This window comes from Dolichospermum heterosporum TAC447, from assembly GCF_024584745.1.
Lineage (GTDB): Bacteria > Cyanobacteriota > Cyanobacteriia > Cyanobacteriales > Nostocaceae > Dolichospermum > Dolichospermum heterosporum.
Genome location: NZ_CP099464.1, coordinates 2464673 through 2483727, shown reverse-complemented (window position 1 = coordinate 2483727; position 19055 = coordinate 2464673). Strand labels below are relative to the sequence as shown.

23 protein-coding genes, 2 pseudogenes and 1 riboswitch are annotated in these 19055 nt (G+C 39.3%); of the genes and pseudogenes, 11 read left to right on the top strand and 14 right to left on the bottom strand.

The window, feature by feature from the left end; genetic code table 11:
* Window positions 1-39: 39 nt before the first annotated feature.
* From hisF to NG743_RS11140, 4 genes are all read right to left on the bottom strand, one after another.
* A complete protein-coding gene (gene hisF / locus NG743_RS11155) occupies window positions 40-813 on the bottom strand; it encodes an imidazole glycerol phosphate synthase subunit HisF (RefSeq protein ID WP_039203271.1) in 774 nt (257 codons plus the stop codon).
* Window positions 814-1513: 700 nt separating this feature from the next.
* Window positions 1514-1741: a hypothetical protein gene (locus NG743_RS11150; RefSeq protein WP_257121990.1), complete on the bottom strand. Its 228-nt coding sequence runs from the start codon at window positions 1739-1741 to the stop codon at window positions 1514-1516.
* A 13-nt stretch (window positions 1742-1754) separates the two neighbouring features.
* Window positions 1755-2168, bottom strand: a complete 414-nt coding sequence (locus NG743_RS11145) for a hypothetical protein (protein ID WP_035082501.1) — start codon at window positions 2166-2168, stop codon at window positions 1755-1757.
* A complete protein-coding gene (locus NG743_RS11140) occupies window positions 2161-2373 on the bottom strand; it encodes a hypothetical protein (protein WP_027402869.1) in 213 nt (70 codons plus the stop codon). The genes NG743_RS11145 and NG743_RS11140 overlap by 8 nt, the downstream gene beginning before the upstream one ends.
* 13 nt (window positions 2374-2386) lie before the next feature.
* Here NG743_RS11140 and NG743_RS11135 point away from each other — a divergent pair, with 13 nt between their 5' ends.
* Together NG743_RS11135 and NG743_RS11130 are read left to right on the top strand one after the other, a co-directional pair.
* Window positions 2387-2620, top strand: a complete 234-nt coding sequence (locus NG743_RS11135; protein WP_027402868.1) for a hypothetical protein — start codon at window positions 2387-2389, stop codon at window positions 2618-2620.
* Window positions 2621-3051: 431 nt separating this feature from the next.
* Window positions 3052-4299 (top strand): L-lactate MFS transporter, encoded by a 1248-nt coding sequence (locus NG743_RS11130; RefSeq protein ID WP_027402867.1) that lies wholly within the window; start codon window positions 3052-3054, stop codon window positions 4297-4299.
* A 167-nt stretch (window positions 4300-4466) separates the two neighbouring features.
* Here the strand turns inward: NG743_RS11130 and NG743_RS11125 are convergent.
* Window positions 4467-5384, bottom strand: a pseudogene (locus NG743_RS11125) (hypothetical protein).
* A gap of 48 nt (window positions 5385-5432) precedes the next feature.
* On the opposite strand from NG743_RS11125, the gene NG743_RS11120 reads away from it, so the two are divergent.
* Window positions 5433-5666, top strand: a complete 234-nt coding sequence (locus NG743_RS11120; protein WP_027402866.1) for a DUF433 domain-containing protein — start codon at window positions 5433-5435, stop codon at window positions 5664-5666.
* Window positions 5667-5681: 15 nt separating this feature from the next.
* Here the strand turns inward: NG743_RS11120 and NG743_RS11115 are convergent, their stop codons facing one another.
* The 5 genes and pseudogenes from NG743_RS11115 to NG743_RS11095 all read right to left on the bottom strand — a co-directional run bounded on the left by NG743_RS11115 (window position 5682) and on the right by NG743_RS11095 (window position 9824).
* Window positions 5682-6128, bottom strand: coding sequence for a type II toxin-antitoxin system VapC family toxin (locus tag NG743_RS11115; protein WP_035082499.1), 447 nt, complete (start codon window positions 6126-6128; stop codon window positions 5682-5684).
* A gap of 11 nt (window positions 6129-6139) precedes the next feature.
* Entirely contained in the window at window positions 6140-6400 is a 261-nt protein-coding gene (locus NG743_RS11110; protein ID WP_027402864.1) for a hypothetical protein, read from the bottom strand.
* 176 nt (window positions 6401-6576) lie between these two features.
* On the bottom strand, window positions 6577-7257 hold the full coding sequence (locus NG743_RS11105; RefSeq protein WP_257121989.1) for a hypothetical protein: 681 nt from the start codon (window positions 7255-7257) through the stop codon (window positions 6577-6579).
* Window positions 7258-7440: 183 nt separating this feature from the next.
* A pseudogene (locus NG743_RS11100) lies at window positions 7441-8987 on the bottom strand (group II intron reverse transcriptase/maturase).
* 522 nt (window positions 8988-9509) lie between these two features.
* Window positions 9510-9824 carry a PDDEXK family nuclease gene (locus NG743_RS11095; protein WP_257121988.1) on the bottom strand — a complete coding sequence of 105 codons (315 nt, stop codon included), beginning with the start codon at window positions 9822-9824 and terminating at the stop codon, window positions 9510-9512.
* A 338-nt stretch (window positions 9825-10162) separates the two neighbouring features.
* On the opposite strand from NG743_RS11095, the gene NG743_RS11090 reads away from it, so the two are divergent.
* Both NG743_RS11090 and NG743_RS11085 read left to right on the top strand, forming a co-directional pair.
* Window positions 10163-10393 (top strand): hypothetical protein, encoded by a 231-nt coding sequence (locus NG743_RS11090; RefSeq protein WP_027402862.1) that lies wholly within the window; start codon window positions 10163-10165, stop codon window positions 10391-10393.
* The gene (locus NG743_RS11085; protein ID WP_027402861.1) at window positions 10383-10730 is read left to right on the top strand and encodes a type II toxin-antitoxin system PemK/MazF family toxin; all 348 of its coding nucleotides are present in this window, start codon (window positions 10383-10385) and stop codon (window positions 10728-10730) included. Before NG743_RS11090 ends, NG743_RS11085 begins: the two co-directional genes overlap by 11 nt.
* Before the next feature lie 460 nt (window positions 10731-11190).
* Here NG743_RS11085 and thiC read toward each other — a convergent pair whose 3' ends face one another.
* The 3 genes from thiC to NG743_RS11070 form a co-directional block, all read right to left on the bottom strand.
* Entirely contained in the window at window positions 11191-12564 is a 1374-nt protein-coding gene (gene thiC / locus NG743_RS11080) for a phosphomethylpyrimidine synthase (protein ID WP_027402860.1), read from the bottom strand.
* A gap of 7 nt (window positions 12565-12571) precedes the next feature.
* A riboswitch (TPP riboswitch) is annotated at window positions 12572-12668 on the bottom strand.
* A 217-nt stretch (window positions 12669-12885) separates the two neighbouring features.
* Complete coding sequence (locus NG743_RS11075; RefSeq protein WP_035082792.1) at window positions 12886-13323, bottom strand: DUF2726 domain-containing protein; 438 nt, start codon at window positions 13321-13323, stop codon at window positions 12886-12888.
* Window positions 13323-13964: a hypothetical protein gene (locus NG743_RS11070; RefSeq protein WP_193963301.1), complete on the bottom strand. Its 642-nt coding sequence runs from the start codon at window positions 13962-13964 to the stop codon at window positions 13323-13325. Before NG743_RS11070 ends, NG743_RS11075 begins: the two co-directional genes overlap by 1 nt.
* A 243-nt stretch (window positions 13965-14207) precedes the next feature.
* On the opposite strand from NG743_RS11070, the gene NG743_RS11065 reads away from it, so the two are divergent.
* The 5 genes from NG743_RS11065 to psbN all read left to right on the top strand — a co-directional run bounded on the left by NG743_RS11065 (window position 14208) and on the right by psbN (window position 16536).
* The gene (locus NG743_RS11065) at window positions 14208-14633 is read left to right on the top strand and encodes a GxxExxY protein (RefSeq protein WP_015078232.1); all 426 of its coding nucleotides are present in this window, start codon (window positions 14208-14210) and stop codon (window positions 14631-14633) included.
* A gap of 379 nt (window positions 14634-15012) precedes the next feature.
* Window positions 15013-15216 carry a photosystem II reaction center phosphoprotein PsbH gene (gene psbH / locus NG743_RS11060; RefSeq protein WP_027402858.1) on the top strand — a complete coding sequence of 68 codons (204 nt, stop codon included), beginning with the start codon at window positions 15013-15015 and terminating at the stop codon, window positions 15214-15216.
* Window positions 15217-15373: 157 nt separating this feature from the next.
* Window positions 15374-15628 carry a TatA/E family twin arginine-targeting protein translocase gene (locus NG743_RS11055; RefSeq protein ID WP_027402857.1) on the top strand — a complete coding sequence of 85 codons (255 nt, stop codon included), beginning with the start codon at window positions 15374-15376 and terminating at the stop codon, window positions 15626-15628.
* Window positions 15629-15630: 2 nt separating this feature from the next.
* Window positions 15631-16275 (top strand): aminoacyl-tRNA hydrolase, encoded by a 645-nt coding sequence (pth, locus tag NG743_RS11050; RefSeq protein WP_027402856.1) that lies wholly within the window; start codon window positions 15631-15633, stop codon window positions 16273-16275.
* Between the two features lie 123 nt (window positions 16276-16398).
* Window positions 16399-16536, top strand: a complete 138-nt coding sequence (gene psbN / locus NG743_RS11045) for a photosystem II reaction center protein PsbN (RefSeq protein WP_027402855.1) — start codon at window positions 16399-16401, stop codon at window positions 16534-16536.
* A gap of 77 nt (window positions 16537-16613) precedes the next feature.
* On the opposite strand, the gene NG743_RS11040 is transcribed toward psbN, so the two are convergent.
* Window positions 16614-17600, bottom strand: a complete 987-nt coding sequence (locus tag NG743_RS11040) for a glycosyltransferase family 2 protein (RefSeq protein WP_257121987.1) — start codon at window positions 17598-17600, stop codon at window positions 16614-16616.
* A gap of 109 nt (window positions 17601-17709) precedes the next feature.
* Between NG743_RS11040 and NG743_RS11035 the strand changes: the two genes are divergently transcribed.
* Complete coding sequence (locus tag NG743_RS11035; RefSeq protein ID WP_027402853.1) at window positions 17710-18909, top strand: argininosuccinate synthase; 1200 nt, start codon at window positions 17710-17712, stop codon at window positions 18907-18909.
* The last annotated feature ends 146 nt before the right edge of the window (window positions 18910-19055 follow it).

The following is a 19055-nucleotide window of genomic DNA, read 5'->3' as shown; positions in this document are numbered from 1 at the left end:
TTTACCTTCAATAGATGCAGTTGGTCGCTGTATTTGATATCAAGTAGGAAGACGGACAGGAACATGGCGTTCTTGCAAATAAGTTTTAATTTGTGCTACGCTTAGTTTCCCAAAATGTAACAAAGACGCTAAAAGTGCAGCTTCGGCTTTACCTTCCGTTAAAGCAGTGTGAATATGTTCACAATTCCCTGCACCACCAGAAGCGATGACGGGGATTTCTACAGCATTAGCGATCGCTTTTGTCAAGTCCAAATCATAACCAGCTTGAGTTCCATCAGCATCCATACTCGTCACCAACAATTCTCCAGCCCCCCGTTTTGTTACTTCCTCCGCCCAGCGAAGGGCATCAATACCAGTATTTTCTCTGCCACCGCGAACGTATACATCCCAGCCAGGATTCTCAGGATCAAGTCTACGTCTAGCATCAATAGCCACAACAATACACTGATTGCCAAAGCGATCGCTGGCATGATTAATTAAATCTGGATTTCTGACCGCCGCAGAATTAATACTAACCTTATCAGCGCCTGCCCTTAACAAACCTTTAACATTTTCTAAGGTTTGAATTCCACCACCCACAGTCAGGGGAATAAAGACCTGTTCAGCAGTCCGGTAAACCACATCAATAATTGTGTCTCTGTCTTCATGAGTAGCCGTAATATCTAGAAACACTAACTCATCTGCACCGGCTTCATTGTAAACCTTGGCTAGTTCTACAGGATCACCCGCATCCTTGAGATCCACAAAGTTAATTCCCTTCACAACCCTGCCCGCCTTGACATCTAAACAAGGTAAGATTCTTTTAGACAACATAATGACTTTTTCACTCCCGGTAATTGCTAGGAATTTTAATTGTAAAGGTAATTGGGAAATAGATGACAAGAGAGGATCAATATATAATGGGTCTTGTCCAGACGAAAAGCTAACTAAATAACTATACTTTGAAACATATAAAATAACCATACCTTGAGGATGTCTTACCAAATTTGAGAGGATGTTAGTATTGAGTACATATTGATAGGTCAATGAAGCGCAGTGCGATCGCACTCCTCAAAATCATCCTACAAGCGATCGCCCTATCTACGAGATGCTAACATATACTAAACACGGGTGAGATTTCAACTTTTGCCAAATGACAAAGAACCCAGATGTGTAGGGGTAAAGGGGTAAAGCAAGAGCTTCATTGGTGTCAACTTAAGCTCAAATCCCTACCACATCTCGTTCCTAGTCTCTGACTAGGAATGCAGTTGATGAGGCTCTGCCTCTAATATTATTGAAGGCAGAGCCTTCTAGAATTCATTCCCAGTCAGAGACTGGGAATGAGATGATATTTTTAATGAAATGCCTACACAATAGGGCTTTCAATGATTTTGAACCAGGTTTTCCATAAAAATAACCGAAGAACCTAATTTTCTAGAATCAATTCCTTGAAATAACATTTCTGCATCTTACAAAAATGGTTCTCGCTCTAACAAGTAATCTAAAATAATATTAGTATCAATGAGAATTTTCATTAAAGATACTTCTCCACTCGATGTTCTTCTAACATTGCTTTTATCTGTTCATTGGTTGGTGCTGGTTGATTGGTTTTTAATAAACCTTTCATTTGTTTAATAATGCTAGTCCGTTCTGATTTTTGACTGGGTTGATTTTGCAATGATTCAATGATTGCACGGACGAGTTCTAAGCGATCGCTTTCTGGTAGTTGAAAGGCTTGCTCTTTCAGTTTTTGTAGGGACATAGAGGTTATTTTACTACGATTTAGGTTTAATCTCAAATTCCAGTTGGGAACGATAGAAAGAAACATCAAATTCCATAAAAAAGTTAGTTTGTCCCAAAATTAAGGGTGCATTTGGTTTACTCACCCATGCAAAAGCCAATCTAACTGAGGGAAATTCACCTATTTCAGCATTTGCGAAAAATGGCATTGCTGCTTGACTGATATTACCTGCTAATTGGATAATGGCTTTGCTTTCATCCCATACTCCGCCTAATTGAAGACCTATTTCATAAGGTAAAACGTTGATAGTCGCACCACTATCTACTAAACCAATTGCTTCTACTATTTGATCTCCTCGACGCAAAACTAATAGAACTCTTGGTAAACTATCAAATTCGTTTTGGCTGGGGTGGCTTGTTGAATACTTAAACGCATAAAATTTAATCATTATAAATTGATTGATTTAGTGCTTCCATGAGAATTTCTCCTGCACCAAAGTTATTATAAGGCGTTGGTAGGTGATATGTTTTAAAGGGTTCTAATGGAGAAATGTCTTCAGCAGTGTCCAAATCTTCCGCAAGGATGCGAATTAATTTGAGTTTTTCTGGTGCTGAAAGTTGTTTAATTGACGGAAGTAACTCGGTTAATGTCATATTTTCCTACTGGATGTGTTTGAGATATGTAGAGTCAGAATCATCTTATTCTATTTTATCTAATAGCGATACCTTCGGTGCGCTTCGCTATCGCACTCCCCAAAATCAAGGTCGTCCACCGGAAAAGGCAATTCTTGCCAGTCGTCTGATTGACCGTCCACTTCGTCCTTTATTCCCCTCATGGTTGCGGGATGATTTGCAAGTTAGTAGTTTTGCTTTCTTTGAAGTTCCACAACGAAAACAATGAAAGGCGATCGCTTCTTTAAATCGAAACTGGTGTAAAGGACCACGAGGAGAATATTCCTTCTCAATTTGTGATAGAATAGGTTTCACTAAATTACCTCAGTAACAGTTATATTTTTGTTTAATTGATTAGATTGTTACCAGTTTCAACCTAATAAAGATTTTTAACGACAATTATCTTAACCTTCTGCTACAGGTGCTTTCGCCAAAAAATAATGAGCAGTTTGGGAAATTCCGTCAAACTGCCAAAAAATATATCATTACTAACTTTCCTCACTACTCAATCTTTGTAACAACTCTTCACGGGATAAATTAGGATAAATTACCCAAAGAAAGAAGTAACTGAGTTGGTGTTAATTTAGCCAAAAAGTGAGATACTAGAAAAAAATTATTTCCCTTATTCACATAACAACACCCTTATTCACATAACAACAAATGGAAAAAGTACAATTGTTCGGTATGCCTGCTGAGAAAGGGCGATGGATACTGATACCTCTAAGTATCACTATCCTGCTGTGCTTGGGTACAGTTTATTCTTGGAGTATTTTTAGAAAACCTTTAGAAAAACTTCTCAATGTAGGTGCCACTGATAGCCTGTTGCCATTTACTGTGCTGTTGGTTGTCTTCGCAATTTTAATGCCAATCACTGGCTTTTATATCAATCGTTTTGATACTCGTCTGATTACAGGTGTTGGTGGGTTAATTACGGCATTAGGTTATATTCTCTCTAGTTTGGGTGGCAATATTCCCACACTAACTATTACCTATGGTGTAATTGCTGGTATGGGTGTGGGTATCGCTTACGGTGTACCGTTGGCTGTGGTAGCTAAGTGGTTTCCCGATAAAAAAGGTTTGGCTGTTGGTGCTACTGTGATTGGGTTTGGTTTGTCACCTTTAATTACTGCACCTTTGGCAAAGTTTCTGATAGATGCTTTTGGAGTTCGGCAAACTTTTGTAATTTTAGGTATTGCTTTTGCAGCTATTATTACCGCTATTTCTACTATCCTCACAACTCCTCCTCAAGGTTGGCAACCGGAAGGATGGACTCCACCTGTAACTATTCAAGCAAATTCTCATACTAAAACTTCAGGATCAATTCTTCAGACTTCCGGTTTTTATGGCTTGTGGTTTTGTTATAGCATTGGTTCTTTTGCCGGACTGGCAGCTATTGGTATTTCTAGTCCTCTAGCACAGGAAATTATTAAATTAGATGCAGCAACAGCCGCAAATACAGTCTCTCTGTTCGCTGTCTTTAATGGTGCAGGGCGGTTATTTTTTGGGTGGTTCACAGACAAATTTACGCCAAAATTGGCGGCAATTGTTTCCTTTGTTTTGATTTTGATTGCCTCGATTATGATGCTGAGTGCTGGAAAGGGAAGTGTACTCACTTATATAGTCGCTTTTTCGCTATTTTACTTCGCTTTGGGGGGTTGGTTAGCGATCGCTCCTACTTCCACTTTAATCATATTTCAACCCCAAGACTACGCCAAAAATTACGGTATTGTCTTCACTGCTTACGGTATGGGGGCTTTGGGTGGAACTTTATTAGCTGGCAAAATTAGGGACATTTTCGGCAGTTACACTAATTTCTTTTATCCAACTGCGGGATTAGCAATTGTGGGAATTATCTTGGCTGTATTCACGCTGAAACGCAATTCTACCAATGCCGATTTAGTAACATAATTTGTTCGTTTTCGACATCCCCTCTTGGCTTGTGCTTTCCACAAGGGGATTGCGGGAAAGTACCCACTTCAACTTCCTATATCAGTTTATTACAAATAACCCATAATTAGATTTTAGATCCCCGACTTCTTGAAGAAATCGGGGGTCTTGTTGTTTCGTAAATCTCCTCAAACTTCCTCATTCCCCAATCTTTGCAACAACTCCTCACGGGATAAATTACCCAAAGCAAGAAGTAACTGAGTACGTTCAGAAATAGGAAATTTAGCAATCTTTTCCACCACACCAGATAACTCAGCATCTAAACTACCAAAGCGCCCTTCCAGAAGAGAAGTTATCAAATAAAGTTCTGCTTCTAGCTTACCTTCTTGTTTTCCTTCTTGCTTCCAGTCTTCTATTTGTTGTAAATAAGCCGGTGATAAGTTCATAATTACTTCCTCTTCTTCCCTACTTAAATTATCTCTCAATTCTAAATTCTTGCGCCAGTCCGCTAAAATTTCTAACAAATTCTCTCGAAAAGGGTTATTTTCTGGTAACTCAGTTAACTCCTCTACCGCTCTTTTTTGTGTTCCTCCTTTCCCCAAAACTCTCAACCATAACGTATCTTCATTTTCTAGTAACTGATGAATCACAACTATTGCTGTTTTCAGAATATTCGGCAGAAAATAAACACCTTGAACCCAATCCTATACAATTTCATTTGCACCTAAACCCGCAATCATCCGATCTGAAAAAGTTGGTGTTAAAATCCATAAAATCGGTAATTCTGATTCAGCAATATTTCTGTTTTCGCGTTTTGCTTTCCTAACTACATCACCATGAACGGCATATAATTTAAGTAAACAACTGCGAATTTCTATTTCTGATGGTGGATTGCGAAAAGGCTCAAATAAACATTGAGTTTTTGCCATCTTCCCTAATAAACCTAAAGGGAGATTTTCCTGAATTTGAGCAGAAAATGGTTCAAACCAAACATCAATTTCTTGAATTTCACTTTTAACCTTTTCGTTTTTTTTAATCGTTCCTAAAGGTGTTAATAATTCCTGTAAATATTCTTTGGCGAATTGGTCATGAGATTGTCGAGTCATTTCATTATATCAAAAATAATGGTACAATATTCTTTATGAAAATCACTAATTAACTCAATGAACGAATTATTAACTCGTATTACACAAATACCTGGTCAATGTGGGGGTCGTCCTTGCATTCGCGGCATGAGAATTAGAGTTAGCGACATTTTAGAAATGTTAGCAGAAAATGTCAGCATTAGCGAAATTTTAGAAGACTTTCCTGATTTAGAACCGGAAGATATTCAAGCTTGTCTTGTGTTTGCTGCACGACGGACTGATTTTGTGCGGTTGACAGCATGAAAATTTGGAGTGAATCTATACCCATGATTCCAGGGAAAAAGGCTGTACTTGATGAATACGTTGAAAATCGCTATCAGCAGAAACGAGAGTGAGATTGTGTTGAATAGCTGTCGCTGCTATCCAAAGATCATGGTCACTAAAGCCCAAGTTTTCAATGCTGAAATTACGACGTTTGCTTTTGTCTTTGGGAGCAAAATAATTAAAAACTGATGATTTTAGACGACTGTAAATAATGGCAGTTTCTTCATCAATAAAATACAAATCAACGTCAGACAAAAAAACTCGAACTGCACCTAAATTTTGAGATTTTAGTGCTGATTTTTCTGTCATATATAGTAGTTCTGCATAAGTGATAATGCTAACGCCAATGGTAACAGACGAGCAAGATTTTAAGGTATCCGTAACTTGAGGATTACCATTAATAATGTAGCTACAGTGATTAGTATCGAGCAAATAAGACATAGTAACAGAAATTAAAACTGCGTTTGGGAACGGGTTTCTTCAACTAAACGCAGACAATCTTCAAGATCATCACCATGCCAAGTTCCAGCATAATGTAGTAAATCACCTGCTTTTTTACCTCGCTTGATGGGGGAAATACGACGTAATGGGCGTTGATTTACGGTGCTTTTTTCCTGAATAGAGTCGAGAAAATCACTAACTAAGGAAAGCTGTTCTGGTGGTAGTTGGGATATCTGTTGTTCAATCTTTTGATGTAGTTCTAAATAAGTCATCTGTACCTCGTTTTGATAGGAAGAATGGGGATGATTCTATTTTATCTCTTTATTTTACAGCGATTCCTACGGAGTGCTTCGCTATCGCTCTCCTCAAAATCTCACTATAAGCGATCGCACAAATTACTTTGTCAGTACAGCCAAAATACTAACTATCTGGTGTATTAATGGCTAGTTTAAATCGTCTCGGTTGGTGTGATTTGTGATAACTCTTCCAACTTTTCCCTTCGCAAAGTATGCAATGTTTTATTTGTAGGCTGATGAATTACCCACTCATAAATGTTAATAGCTGACCATCTCTTAATTTTCTTTCCCCAATTGTTATAAGTCATTTTTTGATTTTGATATTTAACATAGGTATCATCAATAACTGTTGCAATTTCTCTTTCATTATCCTTAATATATAAAGAATCACCTGGATCTACCAATTTCCAGCTTAGTATATCTATCATACGAGGTAGCTTTTTCTTAGGTTGGATTGCTATACCAGATGTAGATGATGAATTACTTGTTTTAGGTTCTGCAATTTCAACATAATATTCCTCAATTTTTAGGGGTGGTATTACTTGCTCTACTTGAAAAAAATATTGTTTTTCGTATTGTATTGGAGAAATAGCAATGCAACGAATATTAATATTATTTTGAGCTAACCAAGCACAGGCAGATAGAGTTTGATCATCGAATGAAGAAGCAATCAAAATTATACATTGGTGGCGGTTTAGAGTTTCCTGAGCCTGGTTATCTTCCAAAAATTTAGCAAGCATACGAGTTGCCTTCTCTGAAGCTGTTAGACCATTATCTAATGATTGCTTAAACTCAGCCTCCTCTTGATGACGCTCAATATATGGAGCAAACAATTTTTGGACGATATCTTGTTGGGTTTTGATTAGAGCATAGTTAGCTGCATATCGGATAGCTTGAAACTCAAATGCTTCTTTGCGTTGAGAAATATCAGGTAGAGTCGAGGAGGGATATTATTCCCTGCCCCTCTCTGTTAAATCTGGGCGTGCAACTTTCACTGCACCCAGCTTCCGATGTTCTTAGCTTTCGCTTTTGCTGATATGAATATAATCGTGGCAGCTTTCATGAATTGCTAGAAGGTTTTTAGGTTTACCATTCTTATGGTTTCCATCTATATGATGTAAATGTACCTTCTCATCACTGAGCATTTTTAAACCACAATGACCACATTTATGGCTTTGCCGTTTGAGGGCTTTAGAGGTATGGTTGTCATAGAGCTTGCTGTTACGCTCGCTCCAATAACTCAAATCTCCGTCATAGGGTGATTTCTCACCTTTAACGTTGATGTATTTGTTTTCGGAGTAAGGAACTGATGGAAACGCTTTATCTAGTAATTCCTTGCTAGTGTAGCGATTCTGTTTGGTTTCCTTGTTGAATACCCTGTAAGCTCTGTGTTGAATGTGGAATAACGAGTTGCGTGACCCTTTCATCTTACAAAAGCGGTGGTAGTTCCTCCAACCTCTAACTACAGGGGCTAATTTCTCAGCCTTAGTGATAGCACCATAATTCGAGTTGTTGACGATGTGTTTTACTTTCTTGCGAAAAGCTTTGAAGTTATCCACTGATGGAACGCATTTAAACTTCCCGTTTTTCTGGACTTTAAAGTGCCAGCCGAGGAAATCAAACCCACCTGTCGCGGCGGTTAGCTTGGTCTTTTTCTCACTGACTTTCATTCCCCGCTCTGCTAAGAACTGACTGATTTTGTCAAGTATAACGGTAGCATCGTCTTGAGGTCTAAGTATTATCACCATGTCATCCGCATATCGGACTGATGGTTCTATTACGTTGTTTCCGGCATCTTTATATCTGTGGATACTTTCGATGCCGTTTAAGGCGATGTTAGCTAATAGTGGACTTACTACCCCGCCTTGAGGTGTTCCCTGTTCTGGGAATTGAGGGTTAACTCCGGCTTTGAGACAGCGGAATATTCCCTGTCTTATGCTATAAGGAGCGATGAGTCTATCCATGATGGCGGTGTGGTTTATCCTGTCGAAGCATTTTTCGATATCGAGTTCTATAACTCGTTTATCTATTCCTTTTCGTGTAGAGCATAGGTTGTTGTACAGGTATTTCTGTGCGTCATGCGCTGAACGACCCGTCCTAAACCCATAGCTCCTGGCGTGGAAAGTTGCAACGCGCAAGCTGGTTCTAATGCGTATTTGACAAGGCATTGGTAAGCTCTGTCTGCAATAGTGGGGATTTTCAGCATCCTCATAGTACCGTCCTTTTTGGGGATTGGTATTTCTCTTAGTTCCTGGTGTTTCCAGTTGCTAACAGATGCTTTTAGCAGTTCATTAAGCTCGAAGTGTTCCTTAAAGGTAAGGGACTTTTTGCCATCAATTCCTGCGGTCTTTTTCCCAGCGTTTAGCTGTGATACTTGACGAATAGCCAGTAATCTTGCTGCGGTTGATTTCAGAATCAGCTTCTGTAGTGACTGCGCTTTCCGCTTATCTCCAACTTGAACCGCTTTATACACGCGTCTTTGTAGGCGGAATAGGTTACGGCGGAATTTCTTCCAGGGCAACGTCTTCCAAGATTCACTAGAGTTTTCTCTGTGTCCAATCATGCTCTGCTCCAATTTGTGTATTCTGAACACCTCAGACCAATTACGGTCTGTCCTACCCGAATTGAAGGGATTCCGCTGCTCGTCCAGCCTACTTATGGGGTTCGACCGCCCCTAGACCTTCAATCCGTTTTTATTCGTTCCCTCGGTTGATTAATAGTTCCGTTAGGTGTAGCCATCTCAACCACTGGATTCCCTGGACTCTGACCGCTATTTAAAAAAAGATGCGGCGGGATTTCGCTCCAGTGAAGTCAGGTTTTTGAGTTGTGTCCTGCTTGCGTGTAGGTTGCTTTTCTAGGCTCTGTTTCACCGTGGGAACTCCCCATTAACGCCAAGTGTCACCCCACAACGGATGTCTGATTGCGTCCTGTTCCTAGCTTCGACCTCCCGAAACCGAGTCGGGTCATCGTAGGCAGATAGGGAGTCATACCTGAGTCTGGTAGATGGGACTTTCACCCATATCAGACCGAGAGTTCAACCTTTCTCCTTAATTGGGTTAGGTTGGTTAGTTTATGTACGGACTGATTACCGTGATTCAACTAACAACGAATCGCACTCTTTATCACGCTTTAACTCAATCAGAACAATGTTGCCTTTTCCATCAATTCCAACTAAGTCAGCACGACCTGCCGCTTTATTTCGCACCTGTTGACCAATAATAAGAAGAGTTTCTTCCCCATCAGGGAATAAAATTTCTACATTTTTACGAACAAATTCCTCTAAATCTGCTTCAGTGAGACCAATCTCTTTCATTGTTTGCTCATAAATTTCTTCACGAGTAATGATTTTTTGACCGTCTTCTTCTTGTATTTTAATAGGGAAAATATTTGTACCTGGCATTTTAATAACTCCAATAACAGTTAATAACAAATCATTAGACCAAGATTGATAATATCACTTAATATTCCAACTTATGGCTTTTAATTCCTAAAATATTCTTACCAGATTTAAACCAGTAAGGATATTTAAGGAAAATTATCTTAACCTTGCGCTACAGGTTCTTTAGCCAACCTAAAGGTGTTAATAATTCCTGTAAATATTCTTTGGCGAATTGATTATGAGATTGTCGAGTCATTTTATTATATCAAAAATCACACTAAACATCAAAATATTATATAATAATTATGTTACTACCAAAAGCATAGTTTTAAAAGTAGTTTACCCCAAAAATTAAACTAATGTTACAGTCAATCGAAGGCATTTACAAAGACGGGAAAATTGAGCTAACCGAAACTCCAACAGGCATAAATACAGCGCGAGTAATTGTAACTTTTCTCGATACCAATGCTTCCGTAGATTTGTCATCTCGCGGAATTAATGAAGAACAAGCCGCAAAATTAAGAGCTAGATTACAATGTTTTGCACAAGATTGGGATCAACCAGAGATGGAAGTTTACGATGCCTTATAATCGTGGTTCAGTAGTGCTGGTTTTGTTCCCAGACTCAAACTTAAAAACTGCTAAACGTCGTCCTGCTTTAGTTGTTCAATCTAACAATATTGGTACTGGTTTATCGCAAACTATTATAGCTATGATTACTAGTAATGTTTCCCGTGCTGGACACCCTAGCAGAGTATTTGTGAATATAGCAACACCAGAAGGAAAACAAACAGGATTAATTACTGATTCTGTGATTATGACAGATAATCTAGCAACTGTTTTAGATACAGAAATTGATAAAGTTATTGGTTTTTGGTCAGAAATGTCTTTAGTAGATGCAGCACTCAGACATACATTAGAAATTTAACTTGGTGTTTTGTCTAAAATCGCAATTTGCGTCAACTTCTGACAATTACTTTACCTGATGCTTTGGAACAATTACAGCAAGGAGAAATGATTGTGGAAATTAGTAATAGTAGGTAAATAATTACTTTATCTCAAAGCGATCGCACTAATTCAATTTAACCAACCAAAAAGTTAGATATTTCCGCATATCTTCGGTTTTTGCTTCTGTAATGGATGATATCAAAAATGCGTACAAAATAATACATGATAACATTATTATTCCCGCACTGAGATATATCATATTTGGCTGCCAACGTTGATTATGAATAAACCATGCTTGGCAGAAAACTAGCAATGGAAGATGTACAAGATTGAAAACCTTTAATTGCCGGAAATAATTTCAAATATTTCATTAGATCCTCCGATAGTTATTTTTAGATCTCCGACTTCTCTAAGAAGTCGGGGATCTGGTTGTTCAGTATTTAACCTTGCGCTACAGGTTCTTTAGCCAAAAACTTCTCCAATTCAGTCAAAGCATCAGCATCAACCTTAGTCTGCATTGGACAGAACTTAGGACCACACATGGAACAAAACTCAGCAGTTTTATAGATATCTGCTGGTAAAGTTTCGTCGTGATATTCCTTCGCTCTTTCTGGGTCTAAAGATAACTCAAATTGACGATTCCAGTCGAAATTATAGCGAGCTTTGGAAAGTTCATCATCCCTATCTCTAGCACCAGGGCGATGTCTAGCAATATCCGCTGCATGAGCCGCAATTTTATAAGCAATTAAGCCATTACGCACATCTTCAGCATTAGGTAAACCTAAATGTTCTTTAGGAGTCACATAACACAACATCGCTGTCCCATACCAACCCGCCATAGCAGCCCCAATGGCCGATGTAATATGGTCGTAACCAGGCGCGATATCTGTCACTAAAGGACCAAGAACATAAAAAGGTGCTTCCGAACACTCTTCCATTTGCTTGCGGACATTAAACTCAATTTGATCCATAGGAACGTGACCCGGACCTTCCACCATTACCTGGACATCATGTTCCCAAGCTTTGCGGGTGAGATTTCCCAGAGTTTTCAGTTCTGCCAACTGAGCTTCATCTGAGGCATCATGGGTACATCCGGGGCGCAGGGAGTCGCCCAAACTGAAAGAAACATCATATCTTTTGAAAATCTCAATGATGTCGTTGAAATGGGTATAGAGGGGGTTTTGTTTGTGGTGATGCAACATCCACCGCGCCAAAATTCCGCCACCACGAGAAACAATCCCTGTAATCCGGTTTCTCACTAAAGGTAAATGTTCAATCAAAATTCCCGCGTGGATAGTTTGATAGTCTACCCCTTGCTGGGCGTGTTTTTCGATGATGTGCAGAAAGTCATCAGCAGTGAGATTTTCAATTGTGCCGTGAACACTTTCTAAAGCTTGGTAAACTGGAACAGTCCCAATGGGAACAGGTGAAGCATTGATAATTGCGGTACGAATTTCATCTAAATTACCGCCACCTGTGGATAAATCCATAACGGTATCAGCACCGTATTTTACCGCCAGGTTGAGTTTATCAACTTCTTCCTGCAAGTTGGAAGAATTGGGAGAAGCACCGATATTGGCGTTAACTTTGCACTTAGAAGCGATACCAATAGCCATTGGTTCTAAGTTAGTGTGATTAATATTCGCAGGGATAATCATCCGTCCCCGTGCAACTTCGGCGCGAATAAGTTCAGGCGGTAGGTTCTCCCGCTTGGCTACGTATTGCATTTCTTCTGTGATTACACCCTGACGAGCGTAGTGCATTTGCGATACGTTCTCTTGTCCACGTCTCTTGGCTACCCATTCTGTACGCATATCCAAATTCCTCAATAAACAGCTTCCCTCCGCTGGTATTATCCAGACTCAGGTGTTAAGGGTTTGATCTCAGCTTGTTTTCCCAAGCACCCCTAGCATGGTGTAGATTGTAGCATTTTGGTGATGATTGGAGGGAGGGGGATGATAAATCGTGAAGATATGGGGAAAGGAGGATTTGTAGTTGGTTACACAAACCGCCTATGGTTGAAACCCCAGGCTAATAGCGAAAGTCCGTTAAAACGGACTCATATCTTTTCTTTTTTCAGTCGTCTTGAGACGACTTTTGTTATTAGCCTTGCACTTCAGTGCTAGGCGGGTAAGTTAGCAATAGTTTCTAATTAAGGCTTTGGCATTTTCGCGTTTTTCGCCTGTGAATAAATTAAATATTACTTCTTCATTTTGATAGTAAAGATGTAATAATCCAAAGTCTTTAATTCTTGAATAAATTAGGGGAACTCCTGCTAAGGTTAGTAAATGTAATTTTTTATTATCACGCTCTCTTGCGTCATGAGAATCATGATATGTAGATTGAAATTCCACAACTAAACAAGGTTTATAGTCTTTGTTTGTGATCAGAGCGTCTACACTGGAACTAAAGAAGAAGTTTCTGAGTTTAATATCAAGGCTGCTACCTAATTCACAAAATGAGCATAAGCTTACCTGTGTATGAATTTTATAATTTTCATCTATGCAGGTTTGCAGAAACTCTAGCATTCTTTCTTCGTAAGGATTAACAAGTCTTTTGGGTTTTACAGACATTAGTTTTTCTCCATTAATATTTTTGCAAAGTGGTAAATAAATTCTTCTAAAACTTCTCTTAATTTAATTTTGGTTTGCCAAGTATAAGGAAAAAGTTGATCTTCTTCTAAATGTACCCAGATTCCTCTTTCTTCAAAACCTATAGGAGGTTCATAATCAACAACGGTTTTAAAATAACCAATGACTTGATCATTTGTCCAGAATCCTTCATTAGCTATTTCTTCTAAAAAAAGGTCTGAATTACTTGGTAAAACCCAATATTGATCTATGAAAGGATATTTACATTCATAATATGTTATATTTAAACACAGTAAATATGGTTCCCATATATCACGAGGTAAAGAAATATATAAACCATCTTTTCTCTGTGTGAAAATTAACTGATAGCGTTTAGAACCTTTTCCAGGATTTTTAATTCGATAACCTATATATTGAGATGTTCGCTTCTCTTCAAACTTCTCATAAAAACCCAGTTTAGCTAACATACTGATAGCTAAAGACAGCAAATCTTCCCCACCTTCAATTACCTGAATATTTGTTGAAACCAAACGAGGAACGCCGTTTTCAACCTCAAAGCGTTGGATGACATCGTAGATAATTTTTGACATTGCTTTTTTCCAAAAATCTTCTTTAAGGTTCATGGAAATATCTTAACCCCTATTTTCTAAAATCACAAGAGTCTTGGCTAAGGTTTTTGGATTTTATGGAAAAGGCTAATTTTCGGGCTTTTTCTTCAGAACACAGTACATATTGCTTATCAGTGTGCAAGAAGAAGTTATAATGAATACGAACCACAGAGACGCAGAGGACACAGAGGTAAGAGGTTTGGTAGAGGTGATAATTGGGTTAATTTGGTAATTAGTTGTTTTTGCAAGGATTATGTGATGAAAACGAACCGCAGAGGCGCAGAGGACGCAGAGGGAAGAGAGTTAGGAGAGGAGATGAGTTGGCTTACAGGGGAGGTTATTGGGGCTGCTATTGAGGTACACCGGGTTTTAGGTCCTGGGTTTTTGGAGGAGGTGTATAAGGAGGCACTGGTTGTTGAATTTATGATTCGGGGTATACATCATGAGGTTGAAAAGTCAATAAGCTTGACATATAAAGGACATGATGTAGGTAGAGGTAGATTAGATTTTTTAGTTGCAGACTGTTTAGTTGTAGAATTAAAAGCTGTGCAAACCCTAGCCCCCATTCACGAAGCTCAACTTCTCTCCTACCTCAAAATAACCAAGCGCACTTTAGGACTCCTCATCAACTTTAATGTTCCCCTCCTCAAAGACGGTATCAAACGCATAGCCCTCTCTCTCTAACTCTTCCCTCTGTGTACTCTGCGCCTCTGCGGTTCGTTAATTCCTCCATAACCGTATCAGTCCAGCCAAAATCATGTATTTTTGTAAATGTGGCGAAAACCTCCAGCAATATCGCTAAACAAAGATCACAAACTGCGATAATTTAAGAACAGCTTTTGGATTCATCCATGTACCGTGAGACAACCGGGAAGTTATCCAGCATCGGATAACAGCTTGGGTAATTATTTGTGGCAAGCACACGAGTAATTATGAACTGTCAACCCTGTAATTAGACTAATCTAAACCAGGCAAGTTCAAACCAGGAATCCTTCGCCTGTAAAGGTTTAGGAATGTCTAAAAAAATTTAAAAAAGCTTTGGCAACTAATTCTTAGGTGAACTATGGCACAACGGACTAGGTTGGGAGATATTCTCAGACCCTTAAATGCTGAGTATGGTAAGGTATCCCCAGGTTGGGGAACAACACCTTTAATGGGTGTGTTTATGGGTTTATTTCTGGTATTTCTGCTAATTATTCTCCAAGTTTATAACAAGTCTCTGTTAATTCAGGATGTGGTTGTGGATTGGCGTAGTTTAGGCGGCTAATGGCTATCCAGTCATCAAGCTAACATGATTACCTACCCGGCTTGTCCGGGTTTTTTTATGATTCAAAAAAAATGCCTAAAAATAGCGATAAAATTAATCTAGATCCCAAAGCTATAAGGTAGTTGTGGCGGTTTTTCTGTATACAGGAGAGAGAAGAATGAATATATTTGGTATCGGCTTACCAGAAATGGGTGTCATTATGGTAGTTGCATTATTAATCTTTGGACCGAAGAAGTTACCAGAAATTGGTCGCAGTTTGGGGAAAACCATTCGCAGTTTTCAAGAAGCCTCTAATGAATTTCAAAGCGAGTTTAAAAAAGAATCTGAACAATTAAAAGAAACTGTGCAAACAACCGCTGAATTAGAACATAAACACATTGAAGCTGGAAAAAACCAGCCAGAAAATATATAAGGATGAAAGATGAACAAGTAAAACCAATGGTTTTGGTAATTCCCCAGCTAATTGTTGGACTGGGAAATCCAGAGCCTAAATATGATCAAACTCGTCATAATATTGGCTTTGCAGCTATAGATACCCTAGCTCGCGCTTGGCAAATCTCTCTAGCTGAAAATCGCAAGTTTCAAGGACAGTTTGGTGAAGGGAATGCAGCCGGTAAGGGTAAAGTCCGCTTGCTCAAACCCTTAACCTATATGAATCTTTCAGGACAAGCTATTCAAGCTGTGACAAATTGGTACAAAATACCGCCTGAATCAGTATTAGTAATTTATGACGATTTAGATTTACCTTTGGGCAAAACTCGCTTACGTTTATCCGGTTCTGCGGGTGGACATAATGGCATGAAAAGCATTATTTCTCATCTAAATACCCAAAATTTCCCCAGATTGCGAATTGGCATAGGTAAACCAAAGGGCGCAATAGATGGAGATAATTCTCATACTGTTTCTCATGTTTTGGGACGATTTTCCGCCGCTGAGAATAAAGTTATGTCTCAGGTTTTAAACTTTGTTGTCGAGTGTGGAGAATTTAGTTTCAAACAGGGAGTAGAAAAGGCAATGAATCTTTGCAATACCCAGAATTTTACTGGTATTGATTCTTGATGAGGGGTTGCTTGTTCACGGAAGGAGTTAGGAATCCTGACTCCTGACTTCTGGGACAATGTGCGATTAGTTAAATTTTGTAATATTCTATAAATATGGCTTTCATAATATGTATCTAAATTTATGGACTTAGAACCCGCTACGGTGCTTGGAATTGCCTTTTGCTCGGCATTGGTTGCTATTACTGGTATGGCAATTTATACATCTTTTGGACCTCCAAGTCAGGAATTAGATGATCCTTTTGATGATCACGATGATTAATAGGGTTATTAATTTAACATGATGGATCATGGTGGGCAATGCCCACCCTAACGAGCTAAGATGTATATAAACTTGATTTACTTACTTTTTGTTTCAGCATAAGCCGCATAAACACTCTTGACATTATACCAATTCAAGAAAATCCGGGCAATTTCCAAAGCCAATTGCGGTTTACCAATATTAATTACCCATTGTAAGAACGGAGACATAGTTCTTTCATTCAATAATCCGTTTACAGAAAGAATCCCCCATAATAGACGATGAAACCAGGTCATTTGAATCATCATTTTTACTTCCCAAGTAGGATGTTTTTGATAAAACAAAACTCCCATGCGTCCCCGTTGAATTTCTTGATCAATTAACTTGGGAATTTGCTGTAAACTAAATGGTGGATGCCAGTGATACCCAACAGCTTCAGGACATTTAATTAATTTTAAACCCAAGTTTTTTAACCTAACACCTAATTCTAAATCTTCCCAACCATAAAGTTGAAAACCATTATCAAATAACCCAGCTTCTTCTAACCAATGTTTGGGAATAGCCACGTTACCCGTAGCAAAGAAAGCAGCAGAAAAATCTGTAATTTTATAAGGTTCAGCCGTAGGATTGGTGAAGTTACAAGTATTAATTACAGCACCGTAAGTAAAAAAGCGATCGCATTGTGTACCGGAGGTATCGCTCCTTAATTTCTCCCTTCCCTGTACCAAAGCATTTGTATGAGCTTGGAGGAAATTAGACAAAACCACTAAATCACTATCAATAAAAATAATTGTGTCACCTTGCGCTTTTTCCACCCCTAAATTTCGCGCTGCTGCTGGACCTGCATGATTTTGTTCAAAACAGCGGACGTGGGGAAACTCATCTTTATGTAATGCTAACCAATTCAAAGTACCATCAGTAGAACCATCATCTACTAACACAACTTCATAGTCTTCTATATAAGTTTTATCGCTGAACTCCTGACTCTCCAAAGCGCGGAGGCACTTTTCCAAAATTGGTAAACGATTATATGTAGGAATGACAATACTAAAAAACACAGTTGCACCCAAAAAACTATTACCCATATTTAGGATAAAACAAATATAGCAAAGTCACAGTTGCATAAAAAAATATACGCTAGGCAAGTCAGATATAATAATGACTCATTCTTTGTTTTCCTAAGTGGAGAAATTCATGGGTCGCGCTAAAAAGGTTGTTCTAGCATATTCTGGTGGAGTTGATACTTCTGTTTGCATTCCTTATCTCAAGCAAGAGTGGGGAGTAGAGGAAATAATTACCCTAGCAGCAGATTTAGGTCAGGGAGATGAATTAGAACCAGTTCGAGAAAAAGCTCTTAAATCCGGTGCAAGTGAATCCTTGGTAGCGGATGTTAAGGATATATTTGTTAAAGACTACGCATTTCCGGCGATTCAAGCCAATGCGCTCTATGAAAACCGCTATCCTCTTGGTACAGCCCTGGCTCGTCCCTTGATTGCTAAGATACTGGTAGAGGCGGCTGCAAAATATGGTGCGGATGCGATCGCTCACGGTTGTACAGGCAAAGGCAATGATCAAGTACGCTTTGATGTTTCCTGTACAGCCCTCAACCCTAACCTGAAAATTCTAGCGCCAGCCAGAGAATGGGGCATGAGTCGGGAGCAAACTATCGCCTATGGTGAGAAATTTGGTATTCCTGCACCCGTGAAAAAATCCTCTCCTTTCAGTATAGATAAAAACTTGCTAGGTCGCAGTATTGAAGCTGGTACATTGGAAGACCCAGCAAACGAGCCACCGGAAGAAATTTATGAAATGACTAAAGCCATAGCTGATACTCCCAATGAACCGGAATATCTAGAAATTGGTTTCCAAAAAGGGCTTCCTACCACTATCAATGGCACATCAAAAGAGCCTGTTGAGTTAATTGAACAACTCAATAAAATCGTGGGAAATCATGGTATTGGGCGGATTGACATGATTGAAAACCGCTTAGTAGGCATCAAATCACGGGAAATCTACGAATCACCAGCCATGATAGTTTTGATTAACGCCCACCGTGACTTAGAAAGCCTCACCTTAACAGCCGATGTCACTCAGTACAAACGAGGCATAGAAGAAACCTATACCAAAATTGTATACAACGGACTTTGGTATAGTCCACTCAAAGCAGCCTTAGATGCCTTTATTCAACAAACACAAGAAAGAGTTTCCGGTGTAGTGCGGTTAAAACTTTTCAAAGGTAACGCTGTCATAGTTGGGCGCTGGAGTGATAATACTCTTTACACCCCAGATTTAGCAACTTACGGCGCAGAAGATCAATTTGATCACAGGTCCGCAGAAGGCTTTATTTACGTTTGGGGACTACCTACTCGTATTTGGGCGCAGGGCAACAAGTAAAAGGTAGGGGTGGGGAGTAGGGGGAGTAGGGGGAGTAGGGGAGTAGGGGGAGTCGGGGAGTAGGGGGAGTCGGGGGAGTAGGGGGAGTAGAGGGAGTAGAGGGAGTAGGGGGAGTAGGGGGAGTAGGGGGAGTAGGGGAGTAGGGG

What these genes read in the sequence shown, in the direction of transcription:
- NG743_RS11135 (WP_027402868.1), top strand. Translation starts at nt 2,387, where the DNA reads ATGTGTTTGAGATATGTAGAGTCAGAATCATCTTATTCTATTTTATCT.
- NG743_RS11130 (WP_027402867.1), top strand. Translation starts at nt 3,052, where the DNA reads ATGGAAAAAGTACAATTGTTCGGTATGCCTGCTGAGAAAGGGCGATGG.
- NG743_RS11110 (WP_027402864.1), bottom strand. Translation starts at nt 6,400, where the DNA reads ATGACTTATTTAGAACTACATCAAAAGATTGAACAACAGATATCCCAA.
- hisF (WP_039203271.1), bottom strand. Translation starts at nt 813, where the DNA reads ATGTTGTCTAAAAGAATCTTACCTTGTTTAGATGTCAAGGCGGGCAGG.
- NG743_RS11035 (WP_027402853.1), top strand. Translation starts at nt 17,710, where the DNA reads ATGGGTCGCGCTAAAAAGGTTGTTCTAGCATATTCTGGTGGAGTTGAT.
- NG743_RS11150 (WP_257121990.1), bottom strand. Translation starts at nt 1,741, where the DNA reads ATGTCCCTACAAAAACTGAAAGAGCAAGCCTTTCAACTACCAGAAAGC.
- NG743_RS11085 (WP_027402861.1), top strand. Translation starts at nt 10,383, where the DNA reads ATGCCTTATAATCGTGGTTCAGTAGTGCTGGTTTTGTTCCCAGACTCA.
- NG743_RS11115 (WP_035082499.1), bottom strand. Translation starts at nt 6,128, where the DNA reads ATGTCTTATTTGCTCGATACTAATCACTGTAGCTACATTATTAATGGT.
- NG743_RS11140 (WP_027402869.1), bottom strand. Translation starts at nt 2,373, where the DNA reads ATGACATTAACCGAGTTACTTCCGTCAATTAAACAACTTTCAGCACCA.
- NG743_RS11145 (WP_035082501.1), bottom strand. Translation starts at nt 2,168, where the DNA reads ATGATTAAATTTTATGCGTTTAAGTATTCAACAAGCCACCCCAGCCAA.
- thiC (WP_027402860.1), bottom strand. Translation starts at nt 12,564, where the DNA reads ATGCGTACAGAATGGGTAGCCAAGAGACGTGGACAAGAGAACGTATCG.
- NG743_RS11040 (WP_257121987.1), bottom strand. Translation starts at nt 17,600, where the DNA reads ATGGGTAATAGTTTTTTGGGTGCAACTGTGTTTTTTAGTATTGTCATT.
- NG743_RS11090 (WP_027402862.1), top strand. Translation starts at nt 10,163, where the DNA reads ATGTTACAGTCAATCGAAGGCATTTACAAAGACGGGAAAATTGAGCTA.
- NG743_RS11095 (WP_257121988.1), bottom strand. Translation starts at nt 9,824, where the DNA reads ATGCCAGGTACAAATATTTTCCCTATTAAAATACAAGAAGAAGACGGT.
- NG743_RS11070 (WP_193963301.1), bottom strand. Translation starts at nt 13,964, where the DNA reads ATGAACCTTAAAGAAGATTTTTGGAAAAAAGCAATGTCAAAAATTATC.
- NG743_RS11055 (WP_027402857.1), top strand. Translation starts at nt 15,374, where the DNA reads ATGAATATATTTGGTATCGGCTTACCAGAAATGGGTGTCATTATGGTA.
- psbN (WP_027402855.1), top strand. Translation starts at nt 16,399, where the DNA reads ATGGACTTAGAACCCGCTACGGTGCTTGGAATTGCCTTTTGCTCGGCA.
- NG743_RS11075 (WP_035082792.1), bottom strand. Translation starts at nt 13,323, where the DNA reads ATGTCTGTAAAACCCAAAAGACTTGTTAATCCTTACGAAGAAAGAATG.
- psbH (WP_027402858.1), top strand. Translation starts at nt 15,013, where the DNA reads ATGGCACAACGGACTAGGTTGGGAGATATTCTCAGACCCTTAAATGCT.
- pth (WP_027402856.1), top strand. Translation starts at nt 15,631, where the DNA reads ATGAAAGATGAACAAGTAAAACCAATGGTTTTGGTAATTCCCCAGCTA.
- NG743_RS11065 (WP_015078232.1), top strand. Translation starts at nt 14,208, where the DNA reads ATGAAAACGAACCGCAGAGGCGCAGAGGACGCAGAGGGAAGAGAGTTA.